Source organism: Aeromonas sp. Prich7-2 (assembly GCF_017939255.1).
GTDB classification, from domain to species: Bacteria; Pseudomonadota; Gammaproteobacteria; order Enterobacterales; family Aeromonadaceae; genus Aeromonas; species Aeromonas caviae.
Genome location: NZ_JAGKRI010000049.1, coordinates 38,500 through 61,920, shown reverse-complemented (window position 1 = coordinate 61,920; position 23,421 = coordinate 38,500). Strand labels below are relative to the sequence as shown.

At 56.9% G+C, this 23,421-nt stretch carries 21 protein-coding genes and 3 tRNA genes; 1 reads left to right on the top strand and 23 read right to left on the bottom strand.

Translation table 11 applies throughout. The annotated features are described in order from the left end of the window. The 21 genes from J9892_RS10360 to J9892_RS10260 form a co-directional block, all read right to left on the bottom strand. Positions 1–308, bottom strand: a 308-nt coding sequence (locus J9892_RS10360; protein ID WP_039215146.1) for a GTP-binding protein, incomplete at its 3' end; no start/stop codon positions are given. A 54-nt stretch (positions 309–362) separates the two neighbouring features. Further along, a complete protein-coding gene (fusA, locus tag J9892_RS10355) occupies positions 363–2,468 on the bottom strand; it encodes an elongation factor G (protein WP_010675948.1) in 2,106 nt (701 codons plus the stop codon). Between the two features lie 75 nt (positions 2,469–2,543). Next, a complete protein-coding gene (gene rpsG / locus J9892_RS10350) occupies positions 2,544–3,014 on the bottom strand; it encodes a 30S ribosomal protein S7 (RefSeq protein ID WP_010675949.1) in 471 nt (156 codons plus the stop codon). A 93-nt stretch (positions 3,015–3,107) separates the two neighbouring features. Continuing rightward, the gene (gene rpsL / locus J9892_RS10345) at positions 3,108–3,482 is read right to left on the bottom strand and encodes a 30S ribosomal protein S12 (protein ID WP_005306278.1); all 375 of its coding nucleotides are present in this window, start codon (positions 3,480–3,482) and stop codon (positions 3,108–3,110) included. 181 nt (positions 3,483–3,663) lie between these two features. Beyond that, positions 3,664–3,942 carry a sulfurtransferase complex subunit TusB gene (tusB, locus tag J9892_RS10340; protein ID WP_161469667.1) on the bottom strand — a complete coding sequence of 93 codons (279 nt, stop codon included), beginning with the start codon at positions 3,940–3,942 and terminating at the stop codon, positions 3,664–3,666. Between the two features lie 7 nt (positions 3,943–3,949). After that, a complete protein-coding gene (gene tusC, locus J9892_RS10335) occupies positions 3,950–4,306 on the bottom strand; it encodes a sulfurtransferase complex subunit TusC (protein WP_161469668.1) in 357 nt (118 codons plus the stop codon). A 9-nt stretch (positions 4,307–4,315) separates the two neighbouring features. Further along, positions 4,316–4,708 (bottom strand): sulfurtransferase complex subunit TusD, encoded by a 393-nt coding sequence (gene tusD, locus J9892_RS10330; RefSeq protein WP_010675952.1) that lies wholly within the window; start codon positions 4,706–4,708, stop codon positions 4,316–4,318. Between the two features lie 86 nt (positions 4,709–4,794). Further along, positions 4,795–5,175 carry a RidA family protein gene (locus tag J9892_RS10325; protein WP_010675953.1) on the bottom strand — a complete coding sequence of 127 codons (381 nt, stop codon included), beginning with the start codon at positions 5,173–5,175 and terminating at the stop codon, positions 4,795–4,797. Positions 5,176–5,201: 26 nt separating this feature from the next. Continuing rightward, positions 5,202–5,918 (bottom strand): transcriptional regulator, encoded by a 717-nt coding sequence (locus tag J9892_RS10320; protein ID WP_010675954.1) that lies wholly within the window; start codon positions 5,916–5,918, stop codon positions 5,202–5,204. A gap of 414 nt (positions 5,919–6,332) precedes the next feature. After that, positions 6,333–10,637, bottom strand: a complete 4,305-nt coding sequence (gene rpoC, locus J9892_RS10315; protein ID WP_010675955.1) for a DNA-directed RNA polymerase subunit beta' — start codon at positions 10,635–10,637, stop codon at positions 6,333–6,335. Between the two features lie 91 nt (positions 10,638–10,728). Beyond that, positions 10,729–14,757 (bottom strand): DNA-directed RNA polymerase subunit beta, encoded by a 4,029-nt coding sequence (rpoB, locus tag J9892_RS10310; RefSeq protein ID WP_010675956.1) that lies wholly within the window; start codon positions 14,755–14,757, stop codon positions 10,729–10,731. Between the two features lie 223 nt (positions 14,758–14,980). Then, positions 14,981–15,346: a 50S ribosomal protein L7/L12 gene (gene rplL, locus J9892_RS10305; protein ID WP_010675957.1), complete on the bottom strand. Its 366-nt coding sequence runs from the start codon at positions 15,344–15,346 to the stop codon at positions 14,981–14,983. Between the two features lie 51 nt (positions 15,347–15,397). After that, on the bottom strand, positions 15,398–15,898 hold the full coding sequence (rplJ, locus tag J9892_RS10300; protein WP_042016252.1) for a 50S ribosomal protein L10: 501 nt from the start codon (positions 15,896–15,898) through the stop codon (positions 15,398–15,400). A 256-nt stretch (positions 15,899–16,154) separates the two neighbouring features. After that, positions 16,155–16,856, bottom strand: a complete 702-nt coding sequence (gene rplA, locus J9892_RS10295; protein WP_010675958.1) for a 50S ribosomal protein L1 — start codon at positions 16,854–16,856, stop codon at positions 16,155–16,157. Between the two features lie 4 nt (positions 16,857–16,860). Further along, positions 16,861–17,289: a 50S ribosomal protein L11 gene (gene rplK / locus J9892_RS10290; RefSeq protein ID WP_005306313.1), complete on the bottom strand. Its 429-nt coding sequence runs from the start codon at positions 17,287–17,289 to the stop codon at positions 16,861–16,863. Positions 17,290–17,423: 134 nt separating this feature from the next. Next, the gene (gene nusG / locus J9892_RS10285) at positions 17,424–17,975 is read right to left on the bottom strand and encodes a transcription termination/antitermination protein NusG (RefSeq protein WP_010675959.1); all 552 of its coding nucleotides are present in this window, start codon (positions 17,973–17,975) and stop codon (positions 17,424–17,426) included. Positions 17,976–17,984: 9 nt separating this feature from the next. Further along, positions 17,985–18,356 carry a preprotein translocase subunit SecE gene (gene secE, locus J9892_RS10280; RefSeq protein ID WP_010675960.1) on the bottom strand — a complete coding sequence of 124 codons (372 nt, stop codon included), beginning with the start codon at positions 18,354–18,356 and terminating at the stop codon, positions 17,985–17,987. A 60-nt stretch (positions 18,357–18,416) separates the two neighbouring features. Next, positions 18,417–18,493: transfer RNA gene (locus tag J9892_RS10275), tRNA-Trp, on the bottom strand. A 52-nt stretch (positions 18,494–18,545) separates the two neighbouring features. Then, the gene (gene tuf, locus J9892_RS10270; RefSeq protein ID WP_005306325.1) at positions 18,546–19,730 is read right to left on the bottom strand and encodes an elongation factor Tu; all 1,185 of its coding nucleotides are present in this window, start codon (positions 19,728–19,730) and stop codon (positions 18,546–18,548) included. Positions 19,731–19,902: 172 nt separating this feature from the next. Next, positions 19,903–19,977, bottom strand: a tRNA-Gly gene (locus tag J9892_RS10265). A gap of 38 nt (positions 19,978–20,015) precedes the next feature. Continuing rightward, positions 20,016–20,100: transfer RNA gene (locus J9892_RS10260), tRNA-Tyr, on the bottom strand. 262 nt (positions 20,101–20,362) lie between these two features. Here J9892_RS10260 and coaA point away from each other — a divergent pair. Further along, on the top strand, positions 20,363–21,301 hold the full coding sequence (coaA, locus tag J9892_RS10255) for a type I pantothenate kinase (RefSeq protein WP_029314861.1): 939 nt from the start codon (positions 20,363–20,365) through the stop codon (positions 21,299–21,301). Positions 21,302–21,377: 76 nt separating this feature from the next. On the opposite strand, the gene birA is transcribed toward coaA, so the two are convergent. Together birA and murB are read right to left on the bottom strand one after the other, a co-directional pair. Beyond that, positions 21,378–22,343 carry a bifunctional biotin--[acetyl-CoA-carboxylase] ligase/biotin operon repressor BirA gene (birA, locus tag J9892_RS10250; protein WP_210538288.1) on the bottom strand — a complete coding sequence of 322 codons (966 nt, stop codon included), beginning with the start codon at positions 22,341–22,343 and terminating at the stop codon, positions 21,378–21,380. After that, the gene (gene murB, locus J9892_RS10245; RefSeq protein WP_109422364.1) at positions 22,340–23,377 is read right to left on the bottom strand and encodes a UDP-N-acetylmuramate dehydrogenase; all 1,038 of its coding nucleotides are present in this window, start codon (positions 23,375–23,377) and stop codon (positions 22,340–22,342) included. The genes birA and murB overlap by 4 nt, the downstream gene beginning before the upstream one ends. Positions 23,378–23,421: the final 44 nt, after the last annotated feature.

Here is a 23,421-nt window from a genome sequence, read left to right as displayed (position 1 = left end):
ATTGCGCCGTCCATCTGGGCAGCACCGGTGATCATGTTTTTAACGTAGTCGGCGTGACCCGGGCAATCTACGTGAGCGTAGTGGCGGGTAGCAGTGTCGTATTCTACGTGGGAGGTGTTGATGGTGATACCACGCTCACGCTCTTCCGGTGCCTTGTCGATCTGGTCGAAGGCGAAAGCTTTACCACCGAAGTGCTTGGCCAGCACGTTGGTGATGGCGGCGGTCAGGGTGGTTTTACCGTGGTCAACGTGGCCGATGGTGCCGACGTTTACGTGCGGTTTATTACGCTCAAATTTTTCTTTAGACACGACGTAGTCCTTCTAGGTTAAACCCGCCTACCGTCGTAGGCGGGGAATCTTAAATTACTTGGATTTGCGCTCTTCGATCACGGCCTGGGCGACGTTGGTCGGGGCATCGTGATACTTGGCGAATTCCATGGCGTAGGAAGCACGACCCTGGGTAGCAGAACGCAGGGAGGTGGCGTAACCGAACATTTCGGCCAGCGGCACCAGCGCACGTACGATCTTGCCGGACGGGCCATCTTCCATGCCTTCGATCAGGCCGCGACGACGGTTCAGGTCACCGATCACGTCGCCCATGTAGTCTTCCGGAGTCTCGACTTCGACCTTCATGATCGGTTCGAGCAGTACCGGGTTGGCCTTCATGAAGCCAGCCTTGAACGCCAGAGAAGCAGCGATCTTGAACGCCAGTTCGGAAGAGTCGACATCATGGTAGGAACCGAAGTGCAGACGCACACCCAGATCCATTACCGGATAGCCTGCCAGCGGGCCGGACTTCAGCTGCTCGCGGATACCCTTGTCAACACCCGGGATGAATTCGCCCGGAATCACGCCACCCTTGATGTCGTTGACGAATTCGTAGGCTTTGCCTTCTTCCAGCGGGTACATGTCGATAACGACGTGACCGTACTGACCACGACCACCGGACTGCTTGGCATGCTTGCCTTCGATGTCCTTGACGGTGTTGCGGATGGTTTCACGGTAGGCAACCTGCGGCTTACCTACGTTGGCTTCTACCTTGAACTCGCGACGCATACGGTCAACGATGATGTCCAGGTGCAGCTCACCCATACCGGCGATGATGGTTTGGCCAGATTCTTCGTCGGTCCATACGCGGAAGGACGGATCTTCCTGAGCCAGACGGCCCAGAGCCAAGCCCATCTTCTCTTGGTCAGCCTTGGATTTCGGCTCAACGGCGATGGAGATTACCGGTTCCGGGAATTCCATACGCTCCAGGATGATCGGTGCGCTTTCGTCACACAGGGTGTCACCGGTGGTGACGTCCTTCAGGCCGATGGCAGCAGCGATGTCGCCTGCGCGAACTTCTTTGATCTCTTCACGCTTGTTGGCGTGCATCTGAACGATACGGCCGAAACGCTCGCGCTTCTCTTTAACGGAGTTCAGCACGGAGTCACCGGAGTTGACCACACCGGAGTAAACACGGAAGAAGGTCAGGTTGCCCACGAACGGGTCGGTAGCAATCTTGAATGCCAGAGCAGAGAACGGCTCGTCATCGGAAGCGTGACGCTCGTCCTTGGTCTCGCCATCCAGCTTCAGACCGTCGATAGCAGCAACGTCGGTCGGAGCCGGCAGGTACTCGACCACGGCATCCAGCATGGCCTGTACGCCCTTGTTCTTGAACGCGGAGCCACAGGTAACCAGGATGATTTCGTTGTTCAGAACACGCTGACGCAGAGCTTTCTTGATCTCTTCTTCAGTCAGTTCTTCACCACCCAGGTATTTTTCCATCAGGTCTTCAGACGCTTCAGCAGCGGCTTCAACCAGGTTCATGCGCATTTCTTGCGCCTGTTCCAGCAGCTCAGCCGGGACGTCTTCGTAGTCGAAGGATACGCCCTGGTCAGCTTCGCTCCAGTTGATGGCTTTCATCTTGACCAGGTCGATAACGCCCTTGAAGTTCTCTTCGGAACCGATGTTCAGTTGCAGAGGAACCGGGTTACCTTTCAGACGGGTCTTGATGTGCTCAACGCAGCGCAGGAAGTTGGCACCGGTACGGTCCATCTTGTTGACGAACGCGATACGGGGAACCTTGTACTTGTTAGCCTGACGCCATACGGTTTCAGACTGGGGCTGTACGCCACCTACGGCACAGTACACCATCACGGCGCCATCCAGAACACGCATGGAACGCTCTACTTCGATAGTAAAGTCAACGTGGCCCGGGGTATCGATGATGTTGATACGGTGCGGTTGGAACTGTTTACCCATACCGGACCAGAAAGCGGTGGTCGCGGCGGAGGTGATGGTGATACCACGCTCTTGTTCCTGTTCCATCCAGTCCATGGTGGCGGCGCCATCGTGAACTTCACCGATCTTGTGACTTACACCGGTGTAAAACAGAACGCGCTCGGTAGTAGTAGTCTTACCGGCGTCGATGTGAGCGGAGATACCGATATTACGATAACGCTCAATGGGGGTTGTACGAGCCATTGTCATCCTCTTACTAGGGCGCTTGTCCCCAGATAATTAAAGGTGCGCAGAGTCATAAGACCCTGCGCAAGCGGATTACCAGCGGAAGTGAGCGAAGGCCTTGTTCGCTTCAGCCATACGGTGAACGTCTTCACGTTTCTTGACAGACGAACCCTTATTGTCAGCGGCATCCAGCAGCTCGCCAGCCAAACGCTGAGCCATTGATTTTTCACCACGTTTACGAGCGGCATCAACCAACCAGCGCATTGCCAGAGCATTGCGACGTACCGGACGAACTTCTACCGGCACCTGATAGGTTGCACCACCGACGCGACGAGATTTAACCTCGACCGCCGGACGAATGTTGTCCAGAGCGACTTCGAACAGGGCCAGGTGCTCTTTGCCAGATTTGGTGGCAATGATGTCCAGGGCGCCATAAACGATGGCTTCTGCAACAGATTTCTTACCGTCAACCATTACTACGTTGACAAATTTAGCCAGCAGCTCAGATCCGAACTTGGGATCCGGCAGGATTTTACGCTGACCAACAACACGACGTCTTGGCATTTCAAATTCTCCGTAACTTCAGGGGTTACCCAAAACTAGAAAGTTATCTAACTAGAAACGAATTAACGTTTGGCCTTACTTAACGGAGAACCATTAAGCTTTCGGACGCTTCACGCCGTACTTGGAGCGAGCCTGTTTACGGTCTTTAACACCGGCACAGTCCAACGCACCACGAACGGTGTGATAACGAACACCTGGCAAGTCTTTTACACGACCGCCACGGATCAGAACAACAGAGTGCTCTTGCAGGTTGTGACCTTCACCACCGATGTAGGAGGTGACTTCGAAGCCGTTGGTCAGACGTACACGGCATACTTTACGCAGTGCAGAGTTAGGCTTCTTCGGGGTGGTGGTGTATACACGGGTGCATACGCCACGCTTCTGAGGGCACGCTTCCAGCGCCGGCACGTTGCTTTTCACAACGAGCTTGATGCGTGGCTTGCGAACCAACTGGTTAATAGTTGCCATCAAAAGGCTCCTGATAATGACTTCATAAACGTGTGAAAAATCCTCCCCGCAGATACGGGGACGCGAAATTTTATGCCCTGTTGTCTGGGGAGTCAAGATTTATACAATTTGCACACCGAAATGGCAAATGACAGTCGAATGACATTATGCTAAGCAACTGAGATAAAAAGGAAAACCAAGCCTAACCGCCCCAGGTCTGCGGTGATCCGTGCTCGGCGATCAACCTGATCAAACCCGGCATATCGAGTTCCATCCCGATCCCGGATGACAAGCCTCTCGCTTGCAGGTCTTCCTTCATGACGTACAGGGGGACCTCTGCCAAGCGCTCGCACCACCCGGGGGCAGCCGCCGCCATCACGGCATCCTGCATCAACACCACCAGATCCCCTTCCATGCGGTAACGCAACGCCAACTCGAAATCCTGGCTCATGAAGGGAGAGTTCAATATCAGCTGTATCACGGGCACCTCAGAAGCAGATGTGGGTGGTGAAACCCGCCCAGCTACGGCGAATTTCCGCAGGAGAGAGCGGAATAACTGGAATTAGCAGATCCGCCGCCGTCAGTCCTCGCTCAGCCAGTGATACCGCACAGACATAGATCTCCTCGATGTCATACAGTTCCAGCATCTTGAAGGTCGGGGCGTAGTGACGCTGCAATATGGCGTGTGGTGATTGCCCCCTCACCAGTTGCATCACGCCATCCCCCACCAGAAAGAGGGCCAGGGACTCCGTCAATGCAGAGGTGGCCAGCAGAGCATCCAGCCCCTCCCGACCACTCGCCGAACCATGGGGACCACGCCGTGAGATAAACGCTATTCTGGTCATTTTGTCCCCCTAGAACTGAACGAAGCGATCAGCGGTCAGTGCGGCTTCCGCCAACTGACCGAGCCCGCTCAGGCAGAATGGGGCTTCCAGATTGAAATGCTCCCGTCCCATTCCCTTGGCCTCCTGCTCATCCAGCACGCCACGGCGCATGGCCGCAGCCACACACACATCGATGCGGATGCCCTGCTGGATGGCCAACTCGCGCCACAACGCCACCAGGTCGGTCTCATCGCTGGCTGGCGCATGGAGGCCATTAGCATTGCACACCCCCTCCTGATAGAAGAAGAGGTGGGACAAGCGGTGTCCCTGCTCGACCAGACTCAGGGCAAAACGATAGGCCGTGCTGGCCGTCTGGGTGCCATAGGCGGGCCCGGTGACCAGCAGAGCAAAATTCAGACTCATGATCGCACTCCTGCACAGCGGTGCATCCATTCTACCTCACAGACGCAAAAGCCCCTCCTGGGAGGGGCTTTTCCAATGAAACAGGCTCAGACGTAGGCGATGGCTTCGACTTCGACCAGCACATCCTTGGGCAGACGAGCGACCTCCACGCAGGAACGTGCCGGAGCGGATTCGCCAAAGTAGCGGGCATACACCTGGTTGAAGGCCACGAAGTTGTTCATGTCACTCAGGAAGCAAGTGGTCTTCAGTACCTTGCTGGTATCGGCCCCTGCGGCTTTCAAGACTGCGACCAGATTCTTCATCACCTGCTCTGCCTGAGCCTCGATGCCACCGGCAACGATGTCCATGGTGGCCGGATCGAGCGGGATCTGCCCGGAGGTAAAGACCAGCTCACCCAGCTTGGTAGCCTGGACATAAGGGCCAATTGCGGCAGGCGCCTTGTCGGTTGCAATCACTTCTTTAGCCATTGTTATCTATCCCCTATCTATGGCGCTTACTCGCTCTCTTCTTCACCCTGCTTGCGCTGTCGGATGTAGAGATACACGGTATGTTTGGAAATATTCAGCTTGTCGGCGACCAGGTTGATCGAATCCTTGATATCAAATATGCCCTTCTCGAACAACTGGGTCACGATAAAACGGTTCTTGGCATTGTTGGCCACGGAGGGATCACGATTGATCTCGTCGATGGTGTTGTCCACCGTCTGGGCAACCAGCTCTTCGACGCTGTTGGCGAAGGTCTCCGGTGATTGCCGCTCCACCTGCTGTGGCGTCGGGAAGAATTCGGCCACGAACTCGTGGAAAGGCGCATTGATGTGCAGGTTGATGCAGATAAGGCCGATCACCTGCTTGTCGCGGTTACGGATGGCGATGGTGCTCGACTTCATCAAGGCACCGGTCCGACTGCGGGCAAAATAACTCTGGGTGTGATCCTGACCCGTGCTCTCGATATCCTTGAGCATCCGCAGGGCGAGATCGGTGATCGGCGCCCCCAGAGTTCGACCCGTATTGAAACCATTCGCGATTTGGATCACGGACTCATGCAGATTTTCCAGGGAGTGGAGCACCACCTCGCAGTGCTTGCCGAACAGATCGGCCAGGCCTTCGATAAGGCCCCCATATGAACGCAACAGCTCCCTGTCTTCGTCTGTAAAAGCGCGACCGCTCAGTTGCTCTTCGGGAAGCAGTACTTCCTCGATACCGACAGCCATGTTCTACCCCTGTAATACCCATTCAACTTTCCCGAGTTTTCAGTTGCGACGGGGCAATGTCAACTTTTTTTGATTTTTTGCTCTATAACCTTGCACTGGATCATCCCCCTGCCCCAGCCCAGTGCACGCTAGGCGCCGGATGGGAAATAAAAAAAGGGCCCCTAGAAGGGCAATGCTGTTCAGATAAGCACTTTTTTGACTGATTATTCATAAATTGGATTTGAGTTGAGGGGGCAAGGCTGTGTCCAGTCGATCTTCCTCCAGCCTTTATCCAGCGGGGCTTGCAATAGAAAGAGGGAGGCATCATGCCTCCCTCGATTTTTTGTCCTGATACTACGTAGACTGGAACTCAAATTCTCTTAAGTGAACAGCATTGCCCTAGAAGGGGCCCTTTTCGATCACTGCTGCGGAAGATTACTCTTCGTCAAAACTGCCGGCTGCGTTGAGCAGATCCGCCAGGTTTTGCTGAGCTTCATCGGCAGTCACCTGCGGCACACCGACAGCACGAGCTGCGGCGGCACGCTGGTTGATGCGGCTGTGGTGGTAGGCAAAGCCGGTACCAGCCGGGATCAGACGACCCACGATCACGTTCTCTTTCAGGCCGCGCAGTTCATCACGCTTGCCACCAACGGCTGCTTCGGTCAGCACGCGGGTGGTCTCCTGGAAGGAAGCCGCGGAGATGAAGGACTCGGTGCTCAGAGATGCCTTGGTAATACCCATCAGGATATGACGGTAGGTAGCCGGGGTCTTCCCTTCGGCAACCAGTTTACGGTTGGCGATCTTCACACGGGCCACTTCAACCTGTTCACCTTCGATCAGGTCGGTGTCGCCAGCGCTCAGGATCTCGCACTTGCGAAGCATCTGACGCACGATGACTTCGATGTGCTTGTCGTTGATCTTAACGCCTTGCAGACGGTAAACGTCCTGCACTTCGTTGGCGATGTAGTTGGCGACCGGGCTGATACCGCGCAGACGCAGGATGTCATGAGCAGACTCGGGACCGTCCGCCAGCACTTCACCCTTCTCAACTTTTTCACCTTCGAACACGTTGAGGTGACGCCATTTCGGAATCATCTCTTCATAGATCTCGCCACCATCGGTCGGGGTGATGACCAGACGACGTTTGCCCTTGGTCTCTTTCCCGAAGGAGATGGTACCGGAGATCTCGGCCAGGATGGCCGGCTCTTTCGGCTGACGTGCTTCGAACAGATCCGCAACGCGCGGCAGACCACCGGTGATGTCCTTGGTACCACTGGACTCTTGGGGGATACGCGCAACCGCGTCACCCACGCCCACGTTGGCACCATCTTCCAGGTTCACGATCGCCTTGCCCGGCAGGAAGTACTGGGCGGGAACGTCGGTGCCCGGGATCATCACATCCTTGCCATTCAGGTCGACCAGTTTCACGGTCGGACGCATCTCTTTACCGGCGCTCGGACGTTCGTTGACATCCAGTACGACGATGGAAGAGAGGCCGGTCAGCTCGTCAGTCTGACGAGTGATGGTCACACCGTCGATCATGTGTTCGAAGTGCAGACGACCCGCCACTTCGGTGATGATCGGGTGGGTGTGCGGGTCCCAGTTCGCGACGGTATCACCGGCGTTCACCGCTTCGCCATCCTTCACTTCCAGCACGGAACCGTAAGGCAGCTTGTGGCTTTCCTTGGTACGGCCCATCTCGTCCATGATGGTCAGCTCGGTAGAACGGGAGGTGATAACCAGCTTGTCAGAGTTGTTCAGAACGAACTTGGCGTTCTGCAACTTGATGCTACCGGTGTTCTTCACCTGGATGCTGCTCTCGGCAGCCGCTCGGGATGCGGCACCACCGATGTGGAAGGTACGCATCGTCAGCTGAGTACCCGGTTCACCGATGGACTGAGCGGCGATAACACCGACAGCCTCCCCCTTGTTAACCAGGTGACCACGAGCCAGATCACGGCCGTAGCAGTGAGCACAGTTACCGAAGTCGGTCTCACAGGTGATGGCAGAACGTACCTTCACGCGGTCGACGGAGTTGCGCTCCAGCAGGTCACACAGCTGCTCGTCGAGCAGGGTGTTGCGCGCTACCAGCACTTCATCCTCGGTACCCGGCTTGATAACGTCTTCGGCCACCACACGACCCAACACGCGCTCACGCAGCGGCTCGACCACGTCGCCACCCTCGATCAGCGGAGTCATCCACAGACCGTCGGTAGTGCCGCAATCGTCCTCGGTGATCACCATGTCCTGGGCCACGTCAACCAGACGACGGGTCAGGTAACCGGAGTTCGCTGTCTTCAGTGCGGTATCCGCCAGACCTTTACGAGCACCGTGAGTGGAGATGAAGTACTGCAGTACGTTCAGACCTTCACGGAAGTTCGCCACGATCGGCGTTTCGATGATGGAGCCATCCGGCTTCGCCATCAGGCCACGCATACCGGCCAGCTGACGGATCTGGGCGGCGGAACCCCGCGCACCAGAGTCGGCCATCATGAAGATGCTGTTGAAGGAGGCTTGCTCTTCCTCATCGCCCAGGGAGTTGACGTTACGCTCCTTGGAAAGGTTGTCCATCATGGCCTTGGAGACGCGATCGTTCGCGCTGGCCCAGATATCGATAACCTTGTTGTAACGTTCGCCCGCGGTCACCAGACCGGACAGGAACTGGTCCTGGATCTCGGCGACTTCGGCTTCTGCAGCAGCGATGATGTCTTTCTTGGCATCCGGGATGACCATGTCATCGATACCAACAGAGGCACCGGACAGGGCCGCGTAGTGGAAACCGGTATACATCAGCTGGTCAGCGAAGATGACGGTATCCTTCAGGCCCTGCTTGCGATAGCAGGTGTTCAGCAGACGGGAGATGAGCTTTTTGCCCAGCGCCTTGTTGGAGACGCACTTGATCCAGTTCTGCGGGTTGGCGTCCAGGTCAGCCTGCTCTGCAGCAGTCAGTACCTTGGGCTCGTCGATCAGGGCGTATTCCATGCCTTTGGGCAGGATCAGGCTCAGGATCGCACGACCAACGGTGGTGTTCTTCATCTCGGTCTTGGCAACCAGTTCACCGGCTTCGTTCTTCACGTACTCGGTGATGCGGCACTTGACGCGAGCATGCAGGTCGGCCAGACCGGCACGGTAGACCTTCTCGGCCTCTTTAGGACCGGACAGCACCATACCTTCGCCCTTGGCGTTGATACGGGCACGGGTCATGTAATACAGACCCAAGACCACGTCCTGGGAAGGAACGATGATCGGCTCACCGGAGGCAGGCGACAGGATGTTGTTGGTGGACATCATCAGGGCGCGCGCTTCCAGCTGGGCTTCCAGGGTCAGCGGTACGTGGACCGCCATCTGGTCACCGTCGAAGTCCGCGTTATAGGCGGCACAGACGAGCGGGTGCAGCTGGATGGCCTTGCCTTCGATCAGGGTCGGTTCAAACGCTTGGATACCCAGACGGTGCAGGGTCGGTGCACGGTTCAGCAGAACCGGGTGTTCGCGGATCACTTCGTCCAGGATGTCCCAAACGACGGCTTCTTCGCGCTCCACCATCTTCTTGGCGGCCTTGATCGTGGTCGCCAGACCGCGGGATTCCAGCTTGCCGTAGATGAAGGGCTTGAACAGCTCAAGTGCCATCTTCTTCGGCAGACCGCACTGATGCAGACGCAGGGTCGGACCTACGGTGATAACGGAACGACCGGAGTAGTCGACACGCTTACCCAGCAGGTTCTGACGGAAACGACCTTGCTTACCCTTGATCATGTCGGCCAGGGATTTCAGCGGGCGCTTGTTGGAACCGGTGATGGCACGACCACGACGGCCGTTGTCCAGCAGGGCATCCACGGACTCTTGCAGCATGCGCTTTTCGTTGCGCACGATGATGTCCGGCGCAGCCAAGTCCAGCAGACGCTTCAAGCGGTTGTTACGGTTGATCACGCGACGGTACAGATCGTTCAGATCGGAGGTCGCGAAACGGCCGCCGTCCAGCGGTACCAGCGGACGCAGGTCCGGCGGCAGCACGGGCAGCACTGTCATGATCATCCACTCCGGCTTGTTGCCGGATTGCAGGAAGGCTTCCATCAGCTTCAGACGCTTGGTGGTCTTCTTGCGCTTGGTCTCGGAGTTGGTCTGATCCAGCTCCTCACGCATGGCTTTGACTTCACCTTCCAGATCGATGGCGCGCAGCAGAGCCAGAATGGCCTCGGCACCCATCTTGGCGTCGAATTCGTCGCCCCACTCTTCCAATGCGTCCAGATAGTTCTCTTCGGAGAGCATCTGGCTGCGCTCGAGGTTGGTCATGCCGGGTTCGATCACTACATAGGATTCGAAATACAGCACGCGCTCGATGTCACGCAGGGTCATGTCCAGCAGCAGACCGATACGGGACGGCAGGGACTTCAGGAACCAGATGTGGGCAGTCGGGCTGGCCAGCTCGATGTGGCCCATGCGCTCACGACGGACCTTGGTCTGGGTCACTTCTACACCGCACTTCTCGCAGATCACACCACGGTGTTTCAGGCGCTTGTACTTGCCGCACAGACACTCGTAGTCCTTCACCGGTCCGAAGATACGGGCGCAGAACAGACCATCACGCTCCGGCTTGAAAGTCCGGTAGTTGATGGTCTCAGGCTTTTTGACCTCACCGAATGACCAGGAGCGGATCATGTCAGGAGAGGCCAGACCGATCTTGATACTGTCAAACTCTTCGGTCTTGGTCTGAGCCTTCAAAAACTTGAGTAAGTCTTTCACGTGTTTCCCCTGTCAGGAGTCTAACCTCGGCGCCCCGGCTGCCGAAACAGCGGGGCGCCCACGTCAATTCTCGAACAATAAGAGCGAGCTCTTACTCTTCGTCCAGCTCGATGTTGATACCCAGAGAGCGGATTTCCTTCAGCAATACGTTGAAGGATTCGGGCATGCCCGGCTCCATACGGTGGTCGCCATCCACGATGTTCTTGTACATCTTGGTACGGCCGTTCACATCGTCAGACTTGACGGTCAGCATTTCCTGCAGGGTATATGCCGCACCGTAAGCCTCCAGGGCCCACACTTCCATCTCACCGAACCGCTGACCACCGAACTGCGCCTTACCACCCAGCGGCTGCTGGGTAACCAGGCTGTAGGAACCGGTAGAACGCGCGTGCATCTTGTCGTCTACCAGGTGGTTGAGCTTCAGCATGTACATGTAACCCACGGTGACCTTGCGCTCGAAGGCGTTACCGGTACGACCGTCGAACAGGGAGATCTGACCGGATTCCGGCAGATCGGCCAGCTTCAGCAAGGCTTTGATTTCGCGCTCTTTGGCACCATCAAAGACAGGTGTAGCCACCGGCAGACCCTTACGCAGGTTACCCACCAGGGTACGCACGTCGTCGTCAGACAGCTCGGCAATGTTCACTTGCTGGGAGTCCTTCTCGCCCAGGTCATAGACCTGTTGCAGGAACTCGCGCATCTCGTGCAGCTCGCGCTGTTCTTTGATCATGCGGTCGATCTTCTCGCCGATGCCCTTGGCCGCGAGGCCCAGGTGCACTTCGAGGATCTGACCGATGTTCATACGAGACGGTACACCCAGCGGGTTCAGTACGATGTCGACCGGACGGCCGTACTCGTCATGGGGCATATCCTCGACCGGACAGATCTTGGAGATAACACCCTTGTTACCGTGACGGCCCGCCATCTTGTCACCCGGCTGGATGCGACGCTTGACGGCCAGATAGACCTTGACGATCTTCAGTACGCCCGGCGCCAGGTCATCGCCCTGGATGATCTTGCGACGCTTGTTCTCGAATTTCTTGTCGAACTCGGCCTTCAGCTCAACGTGCTGCTCAGCGATCTGCTCCAGCTCGATTTGCTTGGCTTCATCTTCGATGGCCAGCTCAAACCACTTGGAACGATCGAGCTTGTTCAGACGATCTTCGCTGTAACCGGCGGCCAGCAGCAGGTTGCGGGAACGGCCGAAAATGCCGTCTTCCAGGATCTTGAACTCTTCGGTCAAGTCCTTCTTCGCTTCCTTCAGCTGCATCTCTTCGATTTCTTTGGCGCGCTTGTCTTTTTCCACGCCATCGCGGGTAAAGACCTGCACGTCAACCACGGTACCGTACACACCGTTCGGCACTCGCAGGGAAGAGTCCTTCACGTCAGACGCCTTCTCACCGAAGATGGCGCGCAGCAGCTTCTCTTCCGGAGTCAGCTGGGTTTCACCTTTCGGAGTCACCTTGCCGACCAGAATGTCGCCGCCCTTCACTTCGGCACCCACGTAGACGATACCGGACTCGTCCAGCTTGGACAGAGCGGCTTCACCCACGTTCGGGATGTCAGCAGTGATCTCTTCCGGACCCAGCTTGGTGTCACGGGAGATACAGGCCAGTTCCTGGATGTGAATGGTGGTCAGGCGATCTTCCTGAACAACACGCTCGTTCACCAGGATCGAGTCTTCGAAGTTGTAACCGTTCCACGGCATGAACGCGACGCGCAGGTTCTGACCCAGCGCCAGTTCACCGAGATCGGTGGACGGGCCGTCAGCCAGCACGTCGCCAGCCATCACCGGCTCACCCAACATCACGCACGGACGCTGGTTGATACAGGTGTTCTGGTTGGAACGGGTGTATTTGGTCAGGCTGTAGATGTCGATGCCGGCTTCGCCAGGCAGCAGCTCATCTTCGTTGACCTTGATAACGATACGGGAGGCATCGACATAGTCGATCATGCCGCCACGCTTGGCCACTACGGTCACACCGGAGTCAACGGCCACTGCGCGTTCCATACCGGTACCAACCAGCGGCTTGTCGGCGCGCAGGGTCGGTACAGCCTGACGTTGCATGTTTGAACCCATCAATGCGCGGTTCGCGTCATCGTGTTCCAGGAACGGGATCAGGGCCGCTGCCACAGAGACGATCTGTTGCGGGCTCACGTCCATGTACTGGATCTGGTCGGCGTTCATAAAGGTGGATTCACCTTTGTGACGGCACGGGATCAATTCATCTTTCAGACGGCCATCTTCGGTGGTCGCGGCGTTGGCCTGTGCGATCACGTACTTGCCTTCTTCAATCGCAGACAGGTAATCCACTTCGTCGGTGATCACACCGTCGATCACCTTGCGGTACGGGGTCTCGAGGAAACCGTACTCATTGGTGCGGGAATACACGGACAGCGAGTTGATCAGACCGATGTTCGGACCTTCCGGCGTTTCGATGGGGCACAGACGACCGTAGTGGGTCGGGTGTACGTCTCGAACTTCGAAACCGGCACGCTCACGGGTCAGACCGCCCGGGCCCAGCGCGGAGATACGGCGCTTGTGGGTCACTTCGGACAGCGGGTTGTTCTGGTCCATGAACTGGGACAGCTGGCTGGAACCGAAGAACTCTTTGACCGCGGCGGAGATCGGTTTGGCGTTGATCAGATCCTGCGGCATCAGGGTGTCCAGATCGCCCAGAGACAGGCGCTCCTTCACCGCACGCTCGACACGGACCAGACCGACACGGAACTGGTTCTCGGCCATTTCACCGACGGAACGAATACGACGGTTACCAAGGTGGTCGATATCGTCCACTTCGTCGTTACCGTTACGGATGTCGATCAGGCGCTTCATGACCTCGACGATATCGTCCTTGGTCAGCACGCCAACGCCAGTCTCGTCTTCACGACCCAAACGGCGGTTGAACTTCATCCGACCTACGGTAGAAAGGTCGTAACGCTCGGAAGAGAAGAACAGGTTCTCGAACAGCTGCTCGGCCGCTTCGCGAGTGGGCGGCTCGCCCGGACGCATCATGCGATAGATCTCGACCAGGGCTTCCAGGCGGCTGGAGCTGGAGTCGATACGCAGGGTCTCGGACATGTAGGCACCGTGATCCAGTTCGTTGGTGAACAGAACCTCGAAGTGCTTGAAGCCGGCTTGAGACAGGTTGGCAACCGCTTCCAGGCTCAGCGCCTGGTTGGCAGTGACAACCATCTCACCAGTCTGCGGGTGCGCGTAGTTCTTGGCTGCAACTTTGCCAACAACATACTCTACCGGCACCTCGATCTGGGTGATGCCGTCTTTTTCCAGCTGACGGATGTGACGGGCAGTGACACGACGACCGGTTTCAACCACCACGGCGCCATTGGCAATGATGTCGAAGGTCGCGGTCTCGCCACGCAGGCGCTCGGGCACCAGATCCATCATCAACTTGCCATCCTTGACTTCGAAACCGATGGTCTCGAAGAAGGTGGCCAGGATTTCTTCGGAACTGAAGTCCAGGGCGCGCAGAATAATGGAGGCTGGCAGTTTACGACGACGGTCGATACGGACAAACAGGTTGTCTTTCGCATCGAACTCAAAGTCCAGCCAGGAGCCACGGTAGGGGATAACGCGAGCGTTATAAAGCACCTTACCGGATGAATGTGTTTTGCCTTTATCGTGGTCGAAGAAGACGCCCGGGCTGCGGTGCAGCTGGGAGACGATGACCCGCTCGGTACCATTGATGACAAAGGTGCCGTTTTCGGTCATGAGCGGAATTTCGCCCATGTAAACTTCTTGTTCCTTGATGTCTTTGACGGTGCCGGCAGCTGCTTCACGGTCGTACAGAACCATACGAAGCTTGACACGCAGCGGCGCGGAGTAGGTCACTCCACGGATCTGGCATTCTTTTACGTCAAATACCGGCTCACCCAGGCGATAGCTGACATACTGAAGCTCAGCACTACCGGAGTAACTGGTGATCGGGAAAACGCTACGGAAGGCGGCTTCTAGGCCGTACTCACCTTCCGGGTCAGCCTCGATGAACTGCTTGAAGGAGTCCAGCTGAATGGACAACAGATAAGGCGTGTCCAGTACCTGGTCTCGCTTACCGAAGTCCTTACGTATGCGTTTTTTTTCGGTATAAGAGTAAACCATAGGGTTCCTCAGCTCGCTGATAAGTGACCCACTCTGTCCCCACGGGACAGCTCTGTCTCAACACCGTTTTGTGTTGGCCCGGACGATGAGGCGGTCCGGATTGCTGGTGCACCGAGAGTCGTGAACGGTGTGAAATACTCTCAGTCTACAGCGCAAAAAGGCTGGTGAATAAAGATTCACCAGCCTTAGCCTGTTTTATCAGGCTAATCTACATAAATGCAGATTATTTGATCTCAACAGAAGCACCGGCAGCTTCCAGCTCTTTCTTCAGAGCTTCAGCTTCGTCCTTGGACACGGCTTCTTTCAGATTGGTCGGAGCAGCTTCTACCAGGTCCTTGGCTTCTTTCAGGCCCAGACCGGTAGCGCCACGAACGGCCTTGATGACGGCAACTTTGTTGGCGCCAGCAGCAGTCAGAACTACGTCGAACTCGGTCTTCTCTTCTACTGCTTCAGCAGCAGCCGGGCCAGCCATGACGGCAGCAGCGGCAGAAACACCGAACTTCTCTTCCATAGCTTCGATCAGCTCAACAACTTCCATTACGGACATGGAAGCAACGGCTTCGATGATTTGGTCTTTAGTGATAGACATGACAAAAATTCCTGATGTTGAATAAACTCAAACAGCCTAGATAGGCGAGAATCAAGCAGCAGCTTGTTTCTGGTCGCGAACAGCAGCGATAGTACGAACCAGCTTGCCAGCAGAGGCTTCCTTCATGGTAGCCATCAACTTCGCAATTGCTTCTTCGTAAGTCGGCAGCGTGGCCAGACGATCAATTTGTGCTGCGGCGATAAACTCACCGTTAAAAGCGCCAGCCTTGATTTCGAACTTTTGGTTCGCTTTGGCAAACTCTTTGAACAGACGAGCGGCAGCGCCCGGGTGTTCGTTGGAGAAAGCAATCAAGGTCGGACCGGTAAATGCGTCGTTCAGGCACTCGTATTCGGTACCTTCTACCGCGCGACGCAGCAGGGTGTTACGCACAACGCGCATATACACACCAGCTTCACGAGCGGTCTTACGCAGGACGGTCATCTTCTCTACAGTGACGCCGCGAGAATCGGCTACAACTGCAGAAAGAGCGCCTTTGGCAGCTTCGTTGACTTCAGCAACAATTGCCTTTTTGTCTTCGAGTCCCAATGCCATTGGCTTAACTCCTGGATTGAATCCGGGTCTGTTGACCCAGTACTGACACATCCCCCCTACCTTTACAACAGAGGGGAACGATGCGGTAGCAGGATTCCAGAAGAGAAAGAATCTTTCTCGCTGGGTTTCCGGCACCGTCTACGCAGGAAGAATTAAGGCTTTGCGGCCTCCTGCGGTCTTGGACGGAGGTCGAAACCCCCAACCAATCAAGGCGCAAAATTATAGATTAAATTTTGCGCCTTGTAAAACCCATCAATTAGGCCTGAGCTTCCAGGGAAGCTTGGTCTACGGCAACACCGGCACCCATGGTGGTGGAGATGCTGACTTTCTTGATGAATACACCCTTGGCGGAGGACGGCTTGGCCTTCTTCAAGGCAACCAGCAGCGCTTCCAGGTTCTCTTTCAACTGAACTTCGTTGAAAGAGACCTTGCCCAGAGTGGTATGAATGATACCGTTCTTGTCGTTACGGTAACGAACCTGACCAGCCTTGGCGTTCTTGACGGCTTCGGCTACGTTCGGAGTGACGGTACCAACCTTCGGGTTCGGCATCAGACCGCGCGGGCCCAGGATCTGGCCCAGTTGACCAACAACGCGCATGGCATCCGGGGATGCGATCACGACGTCGAAGTTCATCTCGCCTTTCTTGACCAGCTCAGCCAGGTCATCCATACCAACCAGTTCAGCACCGGCAGCCTTGGCGGCTTCGGCGTTGGCACCCTGGGTGAATACAGCGACACGGATGTCACGGCCAGTACCGTGCGGCAGTACAGTTGCACCACGTACGTTCTGGTCGGATTTACGAGCATCGATACCCAGGTTAACGGCAACGTCAACACTCTCAACGAACTTGGCAGTAGCCAGTTCTTTCAGCAGGGCAATGGCTTCGTTGATGGAGTACTCTTTGGTACCGTCAACTTTTTCGCGAATAACGCGCATACGCTTGGACAGTTTAGCCATTGTCTTACTCCTCCACTACCAGGCCCATGGAACGAGCGGAACCGGCGATGCAACGTACTTTTGCATCCAGATCGGCACCAGTCATATCCGGCTCTTTGGTCTTGGCGATTTCTTGCAGCTGAGCCACAGTCACCTTACCAACCTTGTCTTTGTTCGGCTTGGCGGAACCAGACTGGATACCAGCGGCTTTCTTCAGCAGGAAGGAAGCGGGCGGAGTCTTGGTTTCGAAGGTGAAGGAACGGTCGCTGTAAACGGTGATCACGACCGGAGTCGGAGAACCTTTTTCCAGCTTTTCTGTACGGGCGTTGAATGCCTTACAGAATTCCATGATGTTCACACCGTGCTGACCCAGAGCAGGACCAACGGGAGGGCTGGGGTTAGCACTGCCAGCCTTAACTTGCAGCTTGATATAAGCTGTGACTTTCTTAGCCATTACAAAAATACCTCAAAAATGGGTTCTAACGCCTCGGAGACATGCTCCTGCAAACGGCTCCCCAACAAATAAAGGGGCAGCGAATTATAGAGATAATCGCTGCCCCTGACAACCGTTAAACGTACAGAGATTAATCAGCCTTTTTCGACCTGACCAAAATCCAGTTCTACCGGCGTTGAGCGGCCGAAGATCAGTACGGAGACCTTCACGCGGCTCTTTTCGTAGTCCACCTCTTCAACGGTACCGTTGAAGTCGGCGAACGGACCATCGGCAACCCGGACCATCTCACCCGGTTCAAACAGGGTTTTCGGACGCGGCTTGTCGTGGGCATCTTGCAGACGATTGAGGATGGCATCCGCTTCCTTATCGGAGATAGGAGCAGGGCGATCGGAGGTACCGCCGATGAAACCCATTACACGTGGTACATTGCGTACCAGGTGCCATGTGGTTTCATCCATCACCATCTGGACCAGGACGTATCCCGGGAAAAATTTGCGCTCACTCTTGCGCTTCTGGCCAGCACGCATCTCGACCACTTCTTCGGTCGGGACCAGCACTTCACCAAACAGCTCTTCCATGCCATGCATCTTGATATGTTCACGCAGGGATTTGGCAACACGGCCTTCGTAGCCGGAAAATGCCTGCACGACATACCATCTCATACGCTGTTCACGTTGTTCAGTCATGGCTTATCCTTACACACCGGTAATCAGGTTGACCAACCAGACCAAGGCGCCGTCCAACACGAACAGCAGCAGCCCCATCACGGCAGTCACCGCCAGCACAATCAGGGTTGTCTGAATGGCTTCCTGACGGGTCGGCCATACGACCTTGCGGACTTCCAGGCGAGACTCACGGGCAAACGCCAGTGTTGCCTTGCCCTTGGTGGTTTGCAGGGCCACTGCACCGGCAGCAGCGATGACAACGACCACACCCAGGGCGCGGACGGCAGCAATAACGTCGCTCAGCAGGTAATTGCCCACTACAGCGGCCGCAAGGATGATGAAAACCAGGCCCCAAAGCAGGGTATCCTTGCTTCCGCCCTGACCCTCAGAACTAACACTCATACAACCCACCTGTATCTGACGTAACCAAAGACACAAAAGCCCCGTACGAGACGAGGTATATGGCAGGGGCGGCAGGACTCGAACCCGCAACCATCGGTTTTGGAGACCGCTGTTCTACCAATTCGAACTACGCCCCTGCATAAGAAAGCCCCTATTATAGGGGCTTTGCTTTATTTATGTAAGCCAAGATTAAGCGATAACTTTGGCTACAACACCAGCACCTACGGTACGGCCACCTTCACGGATGGCGAAACGCAGGCCGTCGTCCATCGCGATCGGGGCAATCAGGGTAACAACCATCTTGATGTTGTCGCCCGGCATGACCATCTCTACGCCTTCCGGCAGTTCGATGGTACCGGTCACGTCGGTAGTACGGAAGTAGAACTGCGGACGGTAGCCCTTGAAGAACGGGGTATGACGACCACCTTCTTCCTTGGACAGCACGTACACTTCAGATTCAAACTTGGTGTGCGGCTTGATGGTGCCCGGCTTGGCCAGTACCTGACCACGCTCTACGTCTTCACGCTTCACGCCACGCAGCAGTGCGCCAACGTTCTCACCTGCACGACCTTCGTCCAGCAGTTTGCGGAACATTTCAACTCCGGTACAGGTGGTCTTGGTGGTATCTTTGATACCAACGATTTCCACTTCTTCACCAACCTTGACGATACCGCGCTCTACACGACCGGTTACTACGGTACCACGGCCTGCGATGGAGAAGACGTCTTCGATAGGCATCAGGAACGGCTGGTCAATGGCACGCTCCGGCTCCGGAATGTAGGTGTCCAGGTGGCCAGCCAGTTCCAGGATCTTCTCTTCCCACTGAGCTTCGCCTTCCAGCGCTTTCAGTGCGGAACCACGGACTACCGGCAGGTCATCACCCGGGAAGTCGTACTCGGACAGCAGTTCGCGAACTTCCATCTCGACCAGTTCCAGCAGCTCTTCGTCATCTACCATGTCGCACTTGTTCATGAACACGATGATGTACGGAACGCCTACCTGACGACCCAGCAGGATGTGCTCACGAGTCTGCGGCATCGGGCCGTCAGTCGCTGCTACTACCAGGATTGCGCCGTCCATCTGGGCAGCACCGGTGATCATGTTTTTAACGTAGTCGGCGTGACCCGGGCAATCTACGTGAGCGTAGTGGCGGGTAGCAGTGTCGTATTCTACGTGGGAGGTGTTGATGGTGATACCACGCTCACGCTCTTCTGGCGCCTTGTCAATCTGGTCGAAGGCGAAAGCTTTACCACCGAAGTGCTTGGCCAGCACGTTGGTGATGGCGGCGGTCAGGGTGGTTTTACCGTGGTCAACGTGGCCGATGGTACCCACGTTAACGTGCGGTTTATTACGCTCAAATTTTTCTTTAGACATGATCGTCCCTCTAAACTAACGCTGAGTACGCGGTGGCAAGCTAACCACAGAACAGTTTATATGATGGATTTGAATCAAGGGGAGTAGAGAGGTTGGTGCTGACAGGCTGGTTCGATTGCCGAACTCACCCTAAGGTGTGGCTCTCAGAATTACCTGAGCCATATCAGCATCTTGGAGCGGGCAGCGGGAATCGAACCCGCATCATCAGCTTGGAAGGCTGAGGTAATAGCCATTATACGATGCCCGCATTTCTCTAACCCAAAGAACTCAAACCGCAGAGAAATATGGTGGAGGGAGAAGGATTCGAACCTTCGAAGGCAGAGCCGTCAGATTTACAGTCTGATCCCTTTGGCCGCTCGGGAACCCCTCCAGTTGCATAAATGCCACAACGGTAATTCTGCTTGCACCCGTTGTTTTTGTCGCTTTTGCTCGGCAAATAGACGACAGACATCCAAGCGTCGCGCATTTTATGGTAAGGATTTTGGGGATGCAACCATTGCACCTTGCAAAATGTGCATTTATGCCGGGATCCAGGCAAAAAACGCTCCTTCTCCGTCCCGACCGGACGCGTCCCTTGTCGCTCCCGATCCCTTGGTGTATGGTCGCCATGCCCAAGAAACAGTGATGACACCATGACGACAGAGCATAACCCCTATTTGCAATTCACCCGCGAACAATGGGCGTTATTGCGCGATGCGGTCCCCCTGACCCTGACCGAGCACGATCTGCAGACCCTGCGCGGGATCAACGAGAAGGTGTCATTGCGGGAAGTGGAAGAGATCTATCTGCCCCTCTCCCGTCTCCTCAATCTCTACGTCAAGGCCAAGCAGCGCCGCAGCCGGGTGCTGGAGCAGTTTCTCGGTCAGTCCCGCGGCAAGGGCACCTATATCATCAGCATCGCCGGCAGCGTGGCGGGGGGAAAGAGCACCACGGCCCGTATCCTTCAGGCACTGCTGGAGCGCTGGCCGGAGCACCCCAGGGTGGAGCTGGTCACCACCGACGGCTTCCTGTTTCCCAACAAGGAGCTGGAAGCCCGTGGCCTGATGCGCCGCAAGGGGTTCCCCGAGTCTTATGACATCCGCCATCTGGTGGAGTTTGTCGCCAATATCCGCGCCGGCCACGAGAAGGTCGAGGCCCCCGTCTACTCCCACCTCATCTATGACATCCTGCCCGATGAGAAGAAGGTGGTGGAGCAGCCGGACATCCTGATCCTGGAAGGGCTCAATGTGCTGCAAAGCGGCATGGACTATCCCCAGGACCCTCATCGCGTGTTCGTGTCGGACTTCGTCGACTTTTCCATCTATGTGGATGCCGATGCCGAGCTGCTGCGCACCTGGTACATCGATCGTTTTCTCAAATTCCGCAGCGGCGCCTTCTCGGATCCCGACTCCTATTTCCACCACTACGCCAAGCTGGCCGAGAGCGAGGCGACCGAGATCGCCAACAACATCTGGCAGGATATCAACTACCTGAATCTGCAAGAGAACATCTTGCCGACCCGGGAGCGGGCCAACCTCATCCTCACCAAGGGCAACGAGCACGCCATCGAGCAGATCAAGCTGCGCAAGTGACCACTGTCGCAGTGCATACATGAAAGAGGGGGCCCGCAGGCCCCCTCTTTCATTCAGTCGTCATGAGCGTATGGGCTCAGTCCCCCCGCCGCAGGGAGAGTTCCCCTCCCAGATAGAGCTTGAGCCCCTCTTCCGTCTCCAGACGCAGGGCTCCGCGTTCGTCGATCCCCCGGGCAATCCCGCGGATCACCTGCTCTCCCATCAGCAGCTTTACCGGCTGGCCGGCGAAGTGGTCGAGCCGGTTCCAGCTCTCGACAAAACTCACCAGCCCCGACTGTTCGAAGGTTTGCATGGCCTGTTGCAGGTGCAGCAGCACGCAGGCGGCCAGCTCGTTGCGATCCACCAGCTCGGGCTGGATATGGCGCAGCTCGGACCAGGCCTGATCGATCTTCTCCCCCTCCCGACTCGGCATCGCCAGATTGAGGCCGACCCCGATCACCAGATGGCAGCTGGCACCCGCACTGCCGCTCATCTCCACCAGGATGCCCGCCAACTTGCGACCCTGGTAATAGAGGTCGTTCGGCCACTTGAGCGCCACCCCGGGATAACCGAGGGACTCCAGCGCCTCAACCACCGCCACGCCGACCGCGAGACTCAGTCCCATGGCGGCCGCCATGCCCTGCTCAAGCCGCCAGTACATGCTCAGGATCAGCTGGCAACCGAAGGGGGAGACCCAGGGTTTGCCACGACGTCCCCGCCCGGCGGTCTGGCACTCGGCCAGACAGCTTTCCCCGGAGCTCAGGGTATTGACCCGCTCCAGCAGGTACTGGTTGGTGGAATCGATGACAGGGAAGCAGTGCACCGGCGCCATCGGTGCCTCTGCCTGCAGCCGCCCCTCGTCATAGAGGGCCATGGGCACCGCCAGCCGATAGCCCTTGCCGGTCAGGCTGAAGAGATCCAGCCCCAGATCCTTGAGCGCGGCCATGTGCTTGCTCACCGCCGCCCGGCTGATGCCAAGGCGCTCGCCCAGCTGCTCGCCGGAATGGAACTGACCGTCGCTCAGCAGGGTGATCAGGGTCTGTCTGACGGGGGTCAGGGTCATGCCAGTACCTCGTCGAGCCAGGTTTCACCGCTGCGCCCCATGAAGCGCACCTCGTGTTCCAGCACCACACCGAACTGGTGCTCCACGCTGTCGCGGACATGGGCCGCCAGCGCGATGAGCTCCATGGCGCTGGCGCCCCCCAGATTGACCAGCACCAGCGCCTGCTCCTGATGGACGGCGGCACGACCGATGGCAAACCCCTTGAGACCGCACTGATCGATGAGCCAGCCAGCAGCCAGCTTTGCCTGCCCTTCTGCTGCGGGGTAGCAAGGCATCTGCGGGTATTGCTGTTTCAGGGTCTCGGCCAGGGCAGCGTGCACCACAGGGTTTTTGAAGAAACTGCCCGCGTTGCCCAGCACCGCCGGATCCGGCAGCTTGGCCATGCGGGTGGCACAGACGGTGTCGAAAATGGCCTGTGGCGAAGGGGTATCCCCCAGCGCCGCCAGCGGGCCATAACCGGCGACCGGACGCCATGCCTTGGACAGGCGCAGACCGACGGCGGTGATGAAATGGGAGTCCTGATAGTCGTGCTTGAAGATGCTGTCACGGTAACCGAACCGGCAATCGGCCGCCGCGATGCGCTCAACCTCGCCACTCTGCCAGTTGAACGCCTCCACGTAGGCACAGACGCTGGCCAGCTCGACCCCGTAGGCACCGATGTTCTGTACCGGGGCCGCCCCGACCGTCCCAGGAATGAGTGCCAGGTTCTCCAGCCCGTGCCAGCCCTGTTGCAGGGCGTGGCATACCAGCTCGTGCCAGTTTTCACCTGCCGCCACGTGCAGCAGCCAGTGCTCGGACTCCTCGTGCAGCGTGATCCCTTTCAGGCCGTTGTGGATCACCAGACCGGCAAAGTCATCGCAGAACAGGATGTTGCTTCCTCCTCCCAGCACCAGGCGCGGCAAGGTGGCCAACTCCGGGTTGGTCCGCAGTTGCGCGAGATCATCCGGCCGGGTCACATCGGCCAGCCAGAGGCAGTGTGCATCCAGGCCCAGAGTATTGAGGGTCGACAGGGAGGCGTGGGGGGTGAGTTTCATCTGTGTGTTCCGACAAGGACAAGGGCGCAGTTTACCCCAGATCC

What these genes read in the sequence shown, in the direction of transcription:
- nusG (WP_010675959.1), bottom strand. Translation starts at nt 17,975, where the DNA reads ATGACTGAACAACGTGAACAGCGTATGAGATGGTATGTCGTGCAGGCA.
- tusC (WP_161469668.1), bottom strand. Translation starts at nt 4,306, where the DNA reads ATGACCAGAATAGCGTTTATCTCACGGCGTGGTCCCCATGGTTCGGCG.
- rplJ (WP_042016252.1), bottom strand. Translation starts at nt 15,898, where the DNA reads ATGGCATTGGGACTCGAAGACAAAAAGGCAATTGTTGCTGAAGTCAAC.
- J9892_RS10325 (WP_010675953.1), bottom strand. Translation starts at nt 5,175, where the DNA reads ATGGCTAAAGAAGTGATTGCAACCGACAAGGCGCCTGCCGCAATTGGC.
- rpsG (WP_010675949.1), bottom strand. Translation starts at nt 3,014, where the DNA reads ATGCCAAGACGTCGTGTTGTTGGTCAGCGTAAAATCCTGCCGGATCCC.
- rpoB (WP_010675956.1), bottom strand. Translation starts at nt 14,757, where the DNA reads ATGGTTTACTCTTATACCGAAAAAAAACGCATACGTAAGGACTTCGGT.
- J9892_RS10320 (WP_010675954.1), bottom strand. Translation starts at nt 5,918, where the DNA reads ATGGCTGTCGGTATCGAGGAAGTACTGCTTCCCGAAGAGCAACTGAGC.
- birA (WP_210538288.1), bottom strand. Translation starts at nt 22,343, where the DNA reads ATGACCCTGACCCCCGTCAGACAGACCCTGATCACCCTGCTGAGCGAC.
- fusA (WP_010675948.1), bottom strand. Translation starts at nt 2,468, where the DNA reads ATGGCTCGTACAACCCCCATTGAGCGTTATCGTAATATCGGTATCTCC.
- rpsL (WP_005306278.1), bottom strand. Translation starts at nt 3,482, where the DNA reads ATGGCAACTATTAACCAGTTGGTTCGCAAGCCACGCATCAAGCTCGTT.
- rplA (WP_010675958.1), bottom strand. Translation starts at nt 16,856, where the DNA reads ATGGCTAAACTGTCCAAGCGTATGCGCGTTATTCGCGAAAAAGTTGAC.
- murB (WP_109422364.1), bottom strand. Translation starts at nt 23,377, where the DNA reads ATGAAACTCACCCCCCACGCCTCCCTGTCGACCCTCAATACTCTGGGC.
- coaA (WP_029314861.1), top strand. Translation starts at nt 20,363, where the DNA reads ATGACGACAGAGCATAACCCCTATTTGCAATTCACCCGCGAACAATGG.
- tusD (WP_010675952.1), bottom strand. Translation starts at nt 4,708, where the DNA reads ATGAGTCTGAATTTTGCTCTGCTGGTCACCGGGCCCGCCTATGGCACC.
- tuf (WP_005306325.1), bottom strand. Translation starts at nt 19,730, where the DNA reads ATGTCTAAAGAAAAATTTGAGCGTAATAAACCGCACGTTAACGTGGGT.
- rplL (WP_010675957.1), bottom strand. Translation starts at nt 15,346, where the DNA reads ATGTCTATCACTAAAGACCAAATCATCGAAGCCGTTGCTTCCATGTCC.
- rplK (WP_005306313.1), bottom strand. Translation starts at nt 17,289, where the DNA reads ATGGCTAAGAAAGTCACAGCTTATATCAAGCTGCAAGTTAAGGCTGGC.
- secE (WP_010675960.1), bottom strand. Translation starts at nt 18,356, where the DNA reads ATGAGTGTTAGTTCTGAGGGTCAGGGCGGAAGCAAGGATACCCTGCTT.